General features: G+C 69.2%; 12 protein-coding genes. 4 read left to right on the top strand and 8 right to left on the bottom strand.

Going from position 1 to position 12,900, the window contains the following annotated elements; all coding sequences use genetic code 11:
- Positions 1–10 precede the first annotated feature (10 nt).
- From FOH10_RS26815 to FOH10_RS26780, 8 genes are all read right to left on the bottom strand, one after another.
- Entirely contained in the window at positions 11–613 is a 603-nt protein-coding gene (locus FOH10_RS26815) for an AAA family ATPase (protein ID WP_143982796.1), read from the bottom strand.
- A gap of 53 nt (positions 614–666) precedes the next feature.
- Positions 667–1,110, bottom strand: a complete 444-nt coding sequence (dtd, locus tag FOH10_RS26810; RefSeq protein WP_029923655.1) for a D-aminoacyl-tRNA deacylase — start codon at positions 1,108–1,110, stop codon at positions 667–669.
- Between the two features lie 36 nt (positions 1,111–1,146).
- Entirely contained in the window at positions 1,147–2,364 is a 1,218-nt protein-coding gene (locus FOH10_RS26805; RefSeq protein ID WP_143982795.1) for an acetyl-CoA acetyltransferase, read from the bottom strand.
- An 8-nt stretch (positions 2,365–2,372) separates the two neighbouring features.
- Positions 2,373–4,073 (bottom strand): class I adenylate-forming enzyme family protein, encoded by a 1,701-nt coding sequence (locus FOH10_RS26800; RefSeq protein ID WP_143982794.1) that lies wholly within the window; start codon positions 4,071–4,073, stop codon positions 2,373–2,375.
- 25 nt (positions 4,074–4,098) lie between these two features.
- On the bottom strand, positions 4,099–5,283 hold the full coding sequence (locus tag FOH10_RS26795; protein ID WP_143982793.1) for an acetyl-CoA C-acyltransferase: 1,185 nt from the start codon (positions 5,281–5,283) through the stop codon (positions 4,099–4,101).
- Between the two features lie 356 nt (positions 5,284–5,639).
- The gene (locus tag FOH10_RS26790; RefSeq protein WP_143982792.1) at positions 5,640–6,620 is read right to left on the bottom strand and encodes an LLM class F420-dependent oxidoreductase; all 981 of its coding nucleotides are present in this window, start codon (positions 6,618–6,620) and stop codon (positions 5,640–5,642) included.
- Positions 6,617–8,089 (bottom strand): carotenoid oxygenase family protein, encoded by a 1,473-nt coding sequence (locus FOH10_RS26785; RefSeq protein WP_143982791.1) that lies wholly within the window; start codon positions 8,087–8,089, stop codon positions 6,617–6,619. Before FOH10_RS26785 ends, FOH10_RS26790 begins: the two co-directional genes overlap by 4 nt.
- A 69-nt stretch (positions 8,090–8,158) precedes the next feature.
- Entirely contained in the window at positions 8,159–9,067 is a 909-nt protein-coding gene (locus tag FOH10_RS26780) for a winged helix-turn-helix transcriptional regulator (RefSeq protein ID WP_244961388.1), read from the bottom strand.
- A 203-nt stretch (positions 9,068–9,270) separates the two neighbouring features.
- On the opposite strand from FOH10_RS26780, the gene FOH10_RS26775 reads away from it, so the two are divergent.
- The 4 genes from FOH10_RS26775 (at position 9,271) to FOH10_RS26760 (ending at position 12,893) form a co-directional block, all read left to right on the top strand.
- Entirely contained in the window at positions 9,271–11,106 is a 1,836-nt protein-coding gene (locus FOH10_RS26775; protein ID WP_143982789.1) for a hypothetical protein, read from the top strand.
- Entirely contained in the window at positions 11,103–11,891 is a 789-nt protein-coding gene (locus tag FOH10_RS26770) for an ESX secretion-associated protein EspG (RefSeq protein WP_143982788.1), read from the top strand. Before FOH10_RS26775 ends, FOH10_RS26770 begins: the two co-directional genes overlap by 4 nt.
- 156 nt (positions 11,892–12,047) lie before the next feature.
- A complete protein-coding gene (locus tag FOH10_RS26765; RefSeq protein WP_039809788.1) occupies positions 12,048–12,371 on the top strand; it encodes a hypothetical protein in 324 nt (107 codons plus the stop codon).
- A gap of 21 nt (positions 12,372–12,392) precedes the next feature.
- Complete coding sequence (locus tag FOH10_RS26760; protein WP_039809790.1) at positions 12,393–12,893, top strand: YbaB/EbfC family nucleoid-associated protein; 501 nt, start codon at positions 12,393–12,395, stop codon at positions 12,891–12,893.
- Positions 12,894–12,900: the final 7 nt, after the last annotated feature.

The raw sequence follows: 12,900 nt of genomic DNA, 5'->3' as shown, positions 1-12,900 counted from the left end.
ACCCCGGGGCCTAGAACCGGATATGCCGGATGCCAACTCCGGCCCGCCGCAGCCGGGCGCGGAGTCGGCTGTCGGTATTCGGCGTAAGCCGGAGTCCGCAGGATTCGGCTATTCGATCGGCCACCTGCGTGACCCCGATGTCGTCGGTGTGAATGTGCTCGGCGAACTCGGTGTCTTGGAGCGCGTCCAGGCAGCGGTCCACATTGGCGGCGGCGAAGGTGTCGCCGCGCAGTCCGAGTCGGATCAGGGAACGCTCCCGCAGGCGCTCGAGGACAGTTTCGCGACTGGCCAACAGGGCGAAGTGCTTGACGTGATGGCCGGTTTCGCGCAGTCGGCCGACCGTCTCGGCGAAGTAGGCCGGGTTCACTACGGTCATCGGGGCAATGACGGTTCCGTCGTGCTCGTTCAGCACCAGATCCAACACCTCGAACACCCCCTGCCGCCAGGCGGGCAGGTCCTGGAAGTCGCCGCGCAACGCGCGCGGCATGGTCCGGTGCAGCCCGAATCCCACCATTTCCGGATCGCACACCACACTGCCGGGCAGGCGGCGATGGAGTTCGTATGCGGTCTGGGTCTTGCCGCCCCCGAAGGGGCCGTTGATCCACACGAGCATGACCGCCACAGTACCGAGGGACGGGTGGCCGCGCGGTCACGCCGAATCCGCGATCAGCCTTCCAACAGCAGCGTGACCGGGCCGTCGTTGACCAGTTCCACCTGCATATGCGCGCCGAACCGCCCGGTCGCGACCGTCGCGCCGAGTTCACGCAGGGTGGTGGCGAAGGCGTCGACCAAGGGTTCGGCCACCGATCCCGGGGCAGCGGCCGACCAGGAGGGCCGACGCCCCTTGGCGGTGTCGGCATAGAGGGTGAACTGACTGATGACGAGAATGGGCGCGTCGAGATCGGCGGCGGAGCGTTCACCATCGAGGATGCGCAGCCGAAACAGCTTGTCGGCCAGAGCTTTCGCGGTGGCCCCGGTATCGCTGTGGGTGACGCCGACGAGCGCGACCAGGCCGTGCGGCGCGCCGTGCCCGGCCGGATCGATCCGACCCACCACCTCACCGTCGACGGATACCGCCGCCGAACTCACCCGCTGCACCAGTACTCGCACGGAACCCGATCTTTCCATCCCATGCGCGTCGATCGTTCACGCGGCCTCGACCACGAAGCTGGCGACCGTGGTTGCGCTGCCGCCGATATTGACGGTGGCGTAGCGGCGGGCTCCGGGGAGTTGGCAGTCGCCCGCTTGGTCGGTGACCTGCCGGTAGGCGTCGAGGAGCATGCGGACGCCGGTCGCGCCGACGGGGTGGCCGATGCCGATGAGGCCGCCGCCGGGGTTGATCGGGGTGGTGCCGTCGCGGGCGATCGCGCCGGATTCGATGGCCTTCCAGCTCTCGCCGGGCGGGGTGAGGCCGAGGTGGTCGATGGCGAGGTATTCGGACATGGAGAAGCAGTCGTGTACCTCGATGCCGTCCACCTCGGTGATATCGGTGAGGTGGGCGCGGTCGAGGGCGTCGCGCACGGTCTGCCGCAGGTGCGGGAACACGTAGGGGTCGTCGACGGCGGCACGGAGTTTGGCGTCCAGGGGCAGACCGACGGTGCGATGCCCCCAGCCGGTGATCGTCGCGTACGGCACACCGCCACGCCGTTGCAGGAACCGATCCGAGACCAGCACCACGCCCGCCGCCCCATCGGTCATCTGGCTGCAATCCTGGCGGCGCAGCATCCCGGCCACCGGTGGGTTGGCGGTGTCGTCGGCGGTGAAACTCTCGGCCGTGAACGACCAATCGCGGGTTTGCGCCAGCGGATTGGCGCGGGCATTGCCGATATTGAGTTCGCTGATCGCGCGCAGGTGGACGGCGTCGAGCCCGTACCGGCGGTCGTATTCGTCGGCGATGGCGGCGAACATGGTCGGCCACACGAGGTCGGTGTCCGGTGCCTCGTGTCCGGCCCAGGCGGCGGCCCCCAGATGGCGGGCGGCCTGCGCGCCGGGCACCGTCTTCTCCAGCTCCGCGCCGAGCACGAGCGCACAGTCGTAGCGTCCGGATTCCAGGTCGGCCATGGCGGCCAACACGGCCATACTGCCGGAGGCGCAGGCGGCCTCGTGTCGGCTGGCGGGTACGCCCCACAGTTCGGGCAGTACGGTGGCGGGCATGCCGCCGAGCTGACCCTGCCCGGTGAACAGCTGGCCGAAGGCATTGCCTACGTGTACGACGCCGATATCGGACGCGTCGATTCGCGCGGCTTCCACTGTGCGCGAGATGTTCTCACCGATCAGTGCGTCGAACTCGCGGCCGGCCCGGTGCCAGTTGACGGCGAAATCGGTCTGGCTACCGCCGAGGATGTGAACAGCATTGGTGGACATGTGAACTCCTAATCCTGGGCGGCGAGAGTGTCGCGCAGTTCCCGCCGCAGAATCTTGCCGACCGGGTTGCGCGGCAGCGCCTCGACGAGCTCGAGCCGTTCGGGCAGTTTGAACGAGGCCACCTCCAGTGCCCGCAGGTGTGCGACCAGATCGGCGAGGGTGACGGTGGCCCCGGCCGCGGGCACCACGAAGGCGCAGCACTTCTCACCGAGCACCGGATCCGGATATCCGACGATCGCCACCTCCGCCACCCCGGGATGATCGGTGAGCAGCCCTTCGATCTCCGCGGGCGCGATATTCATCCCGCCGCGAATGATGATCTCCTTCGCCCGATCCACGAATCGCAGATACCGCCCGTCCTCGCCGCGGAGCTCGAAAATGTCACCACTGCACAGGAATCCGTCCGCGTCGAACGGTTCCGCGGCGGCGGTGCCCGGCAAATATCCGCCGAAGACGGCCGGGCCGCGCAACCGCAGCTCACCCCGGCCGCCGGGTTCGGTCACCGTCTTGCCGGTGGTGAGATCGACCAGCTTGACCGCAGTGCTCTCGGCCAGCCGCGTGGACCACCGCACCCCGGGCGCCCCGTAGTGCGGCAGATGCTGCGCCCGCATGGTCGGATCCGGAATGTCGGCGGGCGCGCCGAGCAGGCATACGCCCTCGTTGGACCCGAAATAGTTGAGCACTTCGATTCCGAACTCCTCCTGCCAGCGGCGCACCACACCCGGTGGCAGCGGCGCCCCGCCCGAGCCCACCCGCCGCAGCGAGCCGAGGTCGGTGCTCGACCGCAGCGCGTCGTTCTGCACGAGCATGGTGAGCAGCGCGGGCGGCATGCTGGTGTGGGTGACGCGGTGCTGGGCGATCTGCCCGAAGAACACCGGCAGGTCCAGCGGTTGGTGCTGCACCAGGTGTCCGCCCACCAGCAGCCACGGCAGGAACGAGCCCGCGAACCCGGCCATGTTCACCATGGGAAAGGGGTTGAGCACCACCGCGTCCGGGGTGAGCTGGAGACCATCCTGCACTCCGCGCGCCATGGCCAGCCAGTCCCCGTGACAGCGCGGCACCCCTTTCGGCGCGGCCTCGGTGCCGCTGGTCCAGCAGATGGTGACCCTGTCGTTGACCGTCGCCGCCAGCCCGGACTCGTACTCGCGCACCCGCTCTCGCGCCGCGGTGTCCGTCTCGTCCAGGACGACAGCGCCATTCGCCGTATCGGGTCCGAAGGCGAAGACGGTCCGCACCACCTCGCCCGCCTCGAGTGCGAGCTTCCGGTCGGCCAGCCGCCCCACCGTGATGACGGCGGTCGCGCCGGTGGCGGCCACGATGCCGGAGAGTTCGTGCCGCCGATAGGAGACGGGCATGGGGGTGGCCACCGCGCCGAGCCGCCACAGCGCGAAGTACACGGCCGTGAGCGCCACCGAGTTCGGCAGCAGGACGGCGACGGTATCGCCCTGCCGAACCCCGTGCGCGAACAGCACGCTCGCCAGATCGAGGGTGTAGTCGTCGAATTCGCGCCAGGAGAGGGTGCGCGGCGCGGCGCCGGTGAGGTCGGCGAGATTGGCCGGATCGCTGACGGCCGCCGCATCGGGTGTCGCGTCGACTCGTCGCCGCAGCGCCTGCGGCAGCGTCTCCGGTTCCCACCACCCTCGGTCGAGGTAGTGGCGGACGGTCTCGTCGGGGTGGCAGGTGGGGATGGGGCGGGCTGACTCGGACATCGTTGTTCCTGAGGGGGAGTGGTGACTAGTGGAGACGTCGCAGCACCATGGCCGCACCCAAGCCGAGGGCGGCGGGAATGGTGACGAGTGCGAATTCGCCGTCGATGCGGGCGAGTTCGTCGAGGGCCTGGGCGATGAGGATTCCTCCGGTCGCACCGAGCGGATGGCCGACCGCGACCGCGCCGCCGTTCGGATTCACCCGCTTCGGATCGAGCCCGAGTTCGCGGGTGAGTACCAGCGGGGTGACGGCGAATGATTCGTTGACCTCCGCCACATCGAGGTCGGCGGCGTCGATGCCGGCGCGGCGCAGTGCTTTCCGAGCGGCGGTGACCGGTGCGGTGAGCAGCGGGGAGCGTACGGCGGTCTGCGCGGTGCCGACGATCTGGGCGAGGGGTCGGCGGCCGAGAGTGTCGGTGGCGGCGAGATTGCCGATGACGACCGCCGATGCGCCATCCGCCAATTGCGGTGCGGTCGCCAGGGTGTGCAGTCCCGCCGCCGGGCGGGGTGCGTCCGGCAGTCGGCGCGCGACCCGATCCCAGCCCGCATCCTCTCCGAACAGCGCCGGCAGCGCCCCGAATTCGGCTGTGCCGGCGTCGGGCCGCGCGCCCTCGTCGGCGTAGAGCAGGACGGTGCCGCCCTTGCGGGCCGGGATCACGGAGCGGGATACCGTGGCGGCGGCGGCTCGACGATGGGACGTCACCGCGTAGGCATCCAGTTCTTCCCGTTGGATCCCGTATCCGGCGGCGGTCAGATCCGCCGAGACCCCGATGGTCACGAACCCGGTGCGTTCACCGAGGTCCGCGTCGGTGGCGATGGCGGGCCGGTCCGAGAGCATCGGCACTCGCGACATCGACTCGACCCCGCCCGCCACGATCACATCGGCGTATCCGGCCGCCACCCGCGCCGCCGCGCTCTCGACGGCGTCCAGCCCGGAACAGCACAGCCGCGACACCACCCCGCCCGGCACGGAATCCGGCCACCCGGCCCACAGTTGGGCGGCGCGGGCGATATCGCCCGCCTGCTCGCCCGTCGCGGTATTGACCCCGACGACGACATCGTCGACCACTTCCGGTGGGCAGCAGCGATTCTCCAGCGCCGTCAGCAGCTGACCGAACATCTCATACGGCGGCAGTTCGGCGAGGGTGCCCCCGGTTCGGCGCACCCGCCCACGCGGCAGCCGCACCGCGTCGTAAATGTAGGCGTCAGCCACGACCCACCGCCTGCATAGCGACCGCCCCGGCCTCAGCGTGGAGCGGCTGCAACGCGGCTCCCGCGCCCGGCCACGGGGTGGAGACCCGCGTGCGCTGGTTCGGCGATGGGCTCAAGCCTCGAGTGCTCCTGCCCGGCGGTAGGCTCGCCGCTCGGGTGCGCCTGTCCGGCGGTGGGTTTGGGATCGAGGCTCCGGCACTCCTGCGCGGCGGTCGGCTCGAGGCCCGCGTGCGCTTGTACGGCTGTGGGTACGCGGCTCGGGTGCGCGTGTGTGGCGGTGAGTCCGAGGCTCGCGGGCTCTTGCCCGGTCGTGGCCCCGTGGACGGCGTCCCTGTGTGGGCCGGTATCGGGCCGGTGTCACACATCCTTGACCTCCGTGAGTAATTCGAGGGTGCGCAGACCCGCCGGGTCGTCGGCGGTGGTGACCGGGACGACGACCACTTCTTCGGCTCCCGCGTGCCGGTAGGCGGCAATGCGGTCGGCCAGCGTGTCCGGGTCGCCGAACGCACCGACCGCGTCGGCGAGGCGGTCGGGTACTGCGGCCGCCAAGTCGCGGGGATGCGCACCGGAGTGGGCCAGCCGCACCGTGTCACCGAATCCGGCGGCGGTGAACATGGCGTCGTAGCCGGGTGCCCGCAGGTAGGCCACCAGGCCGCGACGCACGGTCTCGTAGATCTCCGGCGTGGGCTGCGCCGCTGCCGTCACCCAGACCGACAGTGCTGGACACGGCCGTCCGGCGCGGGCCGCGTGGGTGCGGACGGCCCGCGCGCAGCGCGAGACCTGCTCGGGCGTCACCAGATTGAGCACCACGCGGTCCGCCGTCCGTGCCGCGACGGCCAGTGCCCGATCCCCGAAAGCGGCGACGGTCAGTTCGCATCGGGGTGCGGGCAGGCGCAGCCGATAGCCGTGCGTGCGTTCGGTCTGCCCGTCGAAGTCCACCTTCGCGCCGTCCACGAACCCACGCACGATGCGCGCCGCGTCCTCCAGATGCTGTGCGGTACTCCGTCTTTCCCGCCCGTGCCAGTCCCGGACCACCACGGTGCTGGAGGTTCCGAGCGCGACCCCGACCTGTCGCCCCGTCAGCGCGGCCACGCTGGCCGCGCCCATGGCGATGGTCGCCGGAGTGCGCACATCCACCGCCAGCGGCCCGATGCACAGCGGAATCCGGCCGGGCCCCGTGCCGATGGCCGTGGCCAGTGCGAAGGCGTCGAAGGTGGCCATCTCGCCCACCCACAGCCGCCGGTAGCCGAGCTTGTCGGCGGTCTCGGCCACCCGCAGCGCGTCCATGGCGTCGCGATCCTGCCAATACGGCAGGCTCACACTGAGTCTGGTGCTCATGCGACCGGTCGCGCCGCCGCGCGCATGCGTTCCCCACTCACCCAGGTGGCGTGGAAGCCCAGCGGTACCCGCACCGGCAGCCCGAGTCGGCAGACCGGACCGGCCGCGAGGTCGGCGGCGTCGAAGACCCACACCTCGCCGAGTCCGGTGTGCGCGTTGTGCGCGAACATGGTGAGCCAGGCATCGTCCTCTCCGTCCCCGTCGCCGTCGCCGTCGGCGCGCGGCACCACGGTCAGCTCACTGCCGAAGATCCCGTCGCCGAAGGGCTGGGTCTGCTTGGCCCCCGTCAGCACGTCGTACTTGATCACCGCGTCGAACAGCATGGTCCGGTCCACCGACAGCCGCATCTGGTACGACCAGCGTCCGCGCCGCCCGGTCGCTCCCTGGTCGATGGCCGGGAATTCGGTGTTGACGTCGTCGAGCGGCTCTTCGATCGTCGCCCCGGTCCGCAGGTTGAACCGATACCGGTACAGCGTGGCCTCGGGCCGCAGATACGCGAGCAGTTGCGCGAGCGGATGCGTCCGGTCCGACACCGGGCTGGGGCGCGCCACCCGGCAGGCCACCATGACGATCTCGTCGCCGTCCTCCCAGGCATTGACGGTGTGGTAGATGTATCCCGGCTTCGCCTCGAACCACCGCACTTGCGCGCCGTCCCCGCGTCGCGGCAATACCGCGAAGCGAGAAGGCAATTCGCGATCGAAGAAGAGCTTGAACCGTCCCGCCGCCGCGGCTCGCGGATCGTTGTACAGCGGCAGATCCATGAGAATCGACCAGTTCTCGGTGATCGCCATATCGTGCGGCAGTCGCGGCCCCGGCAATTCGATTCCGGTGTAGTGGGTGACCAGCCCCGACGGATCGGCGACGCCGTATCGCAGGTAGGGCGCATTGATCCCGTAGTCGAAGAACACGAATTCCTCCGTGCGCTCATCGACCTTCGCGTGCGCCGACACCTCGCCCGGCAGCGTGCCCCCGAACTCGTCCGCGCCGCGTGTCTCCAACGTGATCGGGTCCACCGCATAGGGTTTGCCCGCCCGATACCACAGCGCCAGCAGATTCCCGTGGTGGAACACCACATCCGTATTCGCCGCGTTCCGCTCCCGCCGATCTCCGACCGGATTGCCCTCCCACGGCTCGATCACGCCGCGCCACAGGGCGGTTCCCGCCGCCCGCTCGGCCTCGAACTCCCGGGTCCGCACATACCGATTGCGATAGGTGGCCTTCCCGCCGTCGAAATGCACCGCGTGCAGCATCCCGTCCCCGTCGAACCAGTGGTAGCGCCCCAGCGGGGCGAACTGCGGGTTCGGCCCGTTGCGCACATACACGCCGTCGAGGTCGGCGGGCAGTTCCCCGGCCAGTACCGGCAATTCGGTCGCGGTGATCTCCTCGGCCGTCGGCGCGTACGGACCTTCGAGATAGGGATTCGCCAGGGCCTCGGCGGCCGGTGCGATGAGTTCTTCCCTGAGCGTCATGGGAGTGCCTCCGAATGCGGCCGGGCGACCCGTCCGCGTATCACTACAGTTAATGAAGTGATACGCGTCTCAATCCTTCCTGTCAACCCCTGGCAAGGGCTCGAAACGTACGGCAGTACGCCCCAGTCGCGCGTCGCACCCGCGGCAGCGCAGCGCGGGCAGCAGCGTCTCCCCGCAGTCCAGATGCCGTATCCGGATCCCTGATTCGGGCCCCTCCGGATACGCCAGATCCGCCCAGGCCAGCAGGAACGCGAACACCCCGAACAGTCCCCGCCCCCGCGGCGTCAGCCGGTACTCCCGCCCGCCCGCATCCTCGGGCCGCCACAGCATGCCCGCCTCGCACAACCGGTTCAGCCGCTCGGTCAATGTGGTCGGCGACATTCGCAGCACCTCCCGGAACTCCCCGAATCGCCGCACCCCCGCCAGTGCCAACCCGGTCACCGCGGCACTCCAGCGGTCCCCGATGGCCTGCATGATCTCGTCGAACCGCACGTCCGCCCGCGCTCCGGCGGCCCCCCGGGAAGACCGCCGCCGCCCGGAGGTCAACTGCCACAGCACATCCTCGGCCAGCTCGACCGCCGTGTCATGGGTGGTGACCCCGCGCCCGCACGCATGGCACATGAGCATGGGCGGTCCCCGATGCCCACACGCCCCGTGCACGAACTCCGGCAGCCGCGCCCCCTCCGCGGTCCACTCCCGCTGCCACGCCCACACGCACACCAGAATCTCCCAGGTCGCGAGCCCGAGCTCGGTCAGTCGATACTCGTGCCGATCCACCGTCCCCGCCCGCGGCACCCGCGCGAGCACCCCCGCCTCGACCAGCGCGGCGAGCCGCGCGGTCAGCACGGCGGGCGGCGCCCCCGTGTAGTCGAGCCACTGATTGAACCGGCACGCCCGCTGTGTGAAGGCATGGCGCAGGATCGTCAGCGTCAGCCGATCACCGAGTAGATCGAAGGTCGCAGCCACCGGATTGCTCACGGTGTAACGGTAGCAGTTGCGATTCATTAACTGTACTAACGTGCGAGCCCGTGTGACGGCGGCTCGGCAAGCGGTGGGAAGGGTGTGACCGGCGGTGCGGCTTCGCTCGATGTGGCTCTCAATGTCCTTGTGCGCCAGGGGATATCGACGGAACTAAGCTGGATTGACACCGAGCTGATCTGGCTGGACGACGGAGGCGACCGATGGCACCTGAGAACACCTTCAACTCCGACTGGGACAGCCTGACCTCCGGAGCGGAACATTCGGCGGGCTGGCTGAAGTTCGATCCGACGGCGGTCGAAGACGCGGTGGAGCTCTGTTCGGATATGGTGCGGCAGTTCCGCTACTTCCGCAGGATGGCCGAGAACGGCAAGCTCGACAACCTGCCGAAGATCGGCACGTTGACCTCCGGTGACCTGCTGGCGCAGAAGCTCAGCGATCAGGGGACGGAACTGCTCACCGCGTTCGACAATCACATCGCCCTGCTCACCGATATGGCCGATGCGTTCGTGGCCGCGGGCAAGGCGTACATCGCGACCGAGACGGACAACGAGTCGGCGTTCGCCAACCTGAATCTGGACGACGCGAAGATTACACCGGGTGTCGCGGACCTCAACCTGGAACCGACGGCGCGGCAACCGGAGTTGCGCTCCTCCATCCATATCCGGTCCCGCTACGACCCCGCCGAGCGCCCCGGCGAACTGAACGACTACGACGGTGCGAAGCGATCCGTGGATCTGTCCCACCGCCACAAGGACTCCATGCAGTGGCATGAGCTCTACGATCTGGGGCAGGCGATGGACATCGCGCCATTCGGCGCGGCGGCCGGTGTCTGGTACGACATGTCCGGCTGGCTCGATGAGCGACTGGGGAACTTCCGCAACGAGATTCAGCGGTTGGACAGCAAGTGGTCCGGCGTCGGCGCGGAACAGGCCAGGCAGGCGGTCCAAGCCTATGTGACCGACACCAAGCAGCTCACCGCCGCCATGAAGGTGGTCGGCCTCAATCTCGACTACACCGCGGACTGGATGGCGTGGACATCGCAGACCATGCCGGATCAGCGCGAGGTCGACGACAAGATGTGTGAGGACACCCTCGGCAAGTATCGAGGCTTCTACCAGCGCGACTATGTGGGGCCCGCCGATGAGACCGCCTCGGTGCTGGCCATCATCAAGTCGCCGACCGTGACTTCGCCGACCGTCCCGGAGCGGCCGAGCGACCCGACCGAGCGGAACCCGGGACGGGATCCGGAACGAGAGCGCTCCGCTGACCGCGATCAGCCCGGATCTCCGACGAGCCCGTCCGGGGCGGGCGCGCCGGCTACTCCGCCGCGCCCGACCCCCGCGCTGACGTCGAAGGACGAGCCCACGTCACCGGCTGCGCAGACCCTATCGACGAAGCCAACCACACCGGCCGCGTCGACGAGGCCGACCACACCAACCACACCGACCACGCCCGGCGGGCAGACCGGCCTCGACCACGCGAGCAGCCCCGGTGGCACCGGCGATACCGCCCAGCTCGTCGGCATGCTGTCCTCGTTGGTATCCGCCGCTTCCCCCGCGCTGACCCAGCCGACCTCGCAGTCGCCGACGATCGCGCAGCAGGTCGAGGCCGCCCTCGCCCGAGCGGACAACGCTCGGATCGGCGAACTGCTCGGTGTGCCGGAGGAGCGGGTCACCCAGGCGTTCGCGGAGCTTGGGCAGTCCCCGGAGAAGCTGTCTCAGCTGGGGCAGCTGCTCGGTCTGGCACCGGCCGCCGAACAGCAGCCGGTGACTCCGCCCGCGGCGTCGCCGGACCACCCGGCCGCAGCGGCGGCCGTGCCCACACCGGCGGCCGGACAGGTCACAACCGCACCGTCTTTCACGAATCTGTTCGGCCGTGCCGGTCTCGACGGGGGTGGTCTGGAACCAGCGGTGGGCATGGTCGAGGAGGCCGGAGTCGTGGCGGCAGCCGATCGGGCGTTCGCCCCGGTCGAGCCGGTGGAATCATTTCGTGACGGGAGCGGAAGGCCGGAGGCGACGGTGGAGCGCGAGGTATGAGATGGGAGTTCACCGATGTCGAGTTCAAGGCGCTGTGCGACCGCCACCTCGACGGGTTCATGCCCCCGCCACTGGTATTCACCAGCCGCACGCTGGGCGCCGACGAATTCGATCGCGAACTCATGGAAGCGGGCGCGCGACTGGCGGAACGGGTCGGCCCCGGTTTCGCCTCGGTATTCGAAACGGTCGTCAGGCCGGAGGTGCGGGTCTACTCCAGCACCTGGAGTGACGGCGATATCGGCAACCCGCGCAAACGTATTCGCGTACATGGTGCGCGTCGGGGTCGGCGGGCGGTGTTGATCACCCAGCTGCCCGGTGAAACCGTCTACCACAGTGGCGGTTACACGCTGACCGAATGTGGGCCCGAGGCGCTTGCCGCCCGGATGGTCGCCGAACTTCCCCCTGCCGATGCGGCGCGCGGGCCCAGCGTGCCGATAGTCATCGACGGCATGCGCGAGCGGGCGGACGTCGGAGCGCGGTCGTCCATCCTCGACCCGTTCGACGACACGATGGAACCCAGCAGCGCGGCGTGGTGGGCCGAACCGGCCGCATGGAGCGGCGCCATCCAGGTGCTCCAGGCGCGGTCGCAGTACGGTCCCCGGGGAATCGCCGAGAGCACCATGCTCTGGCGCGACATTCCGGACGATGGCCGCTATCTGATCGACTTCGCCGCATCCCAGCCGCGGGCGGTGGGCGCGAACGCCGGAAAGCTGGCCGAGCGCATCGAGCAGCACGTCGACCGGATCCTCCGCCACATGGTGGATCACGGCGAAGAGGTGCAGTGACGCCGCGAAACCCGTTCCACACGACGCTGATTCGCCGAGACGACACTCGTCGTTCAAGTTGTCGACGCTATCGGTTTGCTCGCGCCTGCGACCGTGCAACGGGTACCCGCCGAGCAGGTACCAGCACGGCCCGCGCGAGCACCAGGAGCGAATGCGATGACACAGCCACTCGAGGTGTACACAGAGCAGCTGCGTAATGCCGCGACCGCTACCGGCACGGTGCAGACCAAGCTCGACTCGGTGCTGACCACGCTGAAGGCGGCGATCAACGGTCGCGGTGAACCGTGGGGCGACGACGAGATCGGCACCAATTTCGCCGACGACGCGAACGGACAGGACGGCTACCGGACGACGCGGGACGACTACCTGTCCAGCCTCGCGAATATGGCGACCACCTTCGAATCCTTCTCCGCGGGGCAGACCAAGGCCGCCGATTACTTGGAGGCGCAGGACAAAGCCAACGGCGACCAGTACCGGTAGCCACGAAAGGCCTGCTCTCCCATGGTGAATGACAACGCCCGCGCCGAGATGCATTCGCTGCTCGACGAGGTGCAGCGGCAGTTCGCGGATATCGCCCGGCTGCAACGGGAGCGAGCGCGGCTCACCGCCAGCGCCAGCGCGCGGAAGGGGCGGGTGACCGTCACCGTGAACGCCGACGGTGCGATCGTGAAGACGAAGTTCAGCGCGGATATCGACGACCTGGACTATGGCGAGATCGCCGACGCGGTCACCGAAGCGGCGCAGCAGGCTTTCACCGAGGTGTCACGACGCGGTCAGGAGCTTATGGGCCCCCTGCGCGATCGCCGGGCGCGGTTGCCGAAGCTCTCGGATCTGATCGAGGGCCTGCCCGACGTCAGCGAGCAGATTCCCGTGGCGCCACCGGTTTCCATGGCCGATCCGGATGTCCGGCAGCGCCGCGTCGAGGTGGATCCGCTGTCCGCCGACGAATCCCGCGGTAACGATCGTCCGAGTACCCCCGGGGCCACCGAGACCAGCTGGTGATCTCGGA

It is taken from the genome of Nocardia otitidiscaviarum (genome assembly GCF_007362295.1).
In the GTDB taxonomy this organism is placed as follows: domain Bacteria; phylum Actinomycetota; class Actinomycetes; order Mycobacteriales; family Mycobacteriaceae; genus Nocardia; species Nocardia otitidiscaviarum.
Note: the sequence above shows the minus strand (reverse complement) of the source record. Positions and strands in the feature narration are given on the sequence as shown.

What these genes read in the sequence shown, in the direction of transcription:
- FOH10_RS26785 (WP_143982791.1), bottom strand. Translation starts at nt 8,089, where the DNA reads ATGACGCTCAGGGAAGAACTCATCGCACCGGCCGCCGAGGCCCTGGCG.
- FOH10_RS26790 (WP_143982792.1), bottom strand. Translation starts at nt 6,620, where the DNA reads ATGAGCACCAGACTCAGTGTGAGCCTGCCGTATTGGCAGGATCGCGAC.
- FOH10_RS26805 (WP_143982795.1), bottom strand. Translation starts at nt 2,364, where the DNA reads ATGTCCACCAATGCTGTTCACATCCTCGGCGGTAGCCAGACCGATTTC.
- FOH10_RS26760 (WP_039809790.1), top strand. Translation starts at nt 12,393, where the DNA reads ATGGTGAATGACAACGCCCGCGCCGAGATGCATTCGCTGCTCGACGAG.
- FOH10_RS26765 (WP_039809788.1), top strand. Translation starts at nt 12,048, where the DNA reads ATGACACAGCCACTCGAGGTGTACACAGAGCAGCTGCGTAATGCCGCG.
- FOH10_RS26775 (WP_143982789.1), top strand. Translation starts at nt 9,271, where the DNA reads ATGGCACCTGAGAACACCTTCAACTCCGACTGGGACAGCCTGACCTCC.
- FOH10_RS26770 (WP_143982788.1), top strand. Translation starts at nt 11,103, where the DNA reads ATGAGATGGGAGTTCACCGATGTCGAGTTCAAGGCGCTGTGCGACCGC.
- FOH10_RS26815 (WP_143982796.1), bottom strand. Translation starts at nt 613, where the DNA reads ATGCTCGTGTGGATCAACGGCCCCTTCGGGGGCGGCAAGACCCAGACC.
- FOH10_RS26800 (WP_143982794.1), bottom strand. Translation starts at nt 4,073, where the DNA reads ATGTCCGAGTCAGCCCGCCCCATCCCCACCTGCCACCCCGACGAGACC.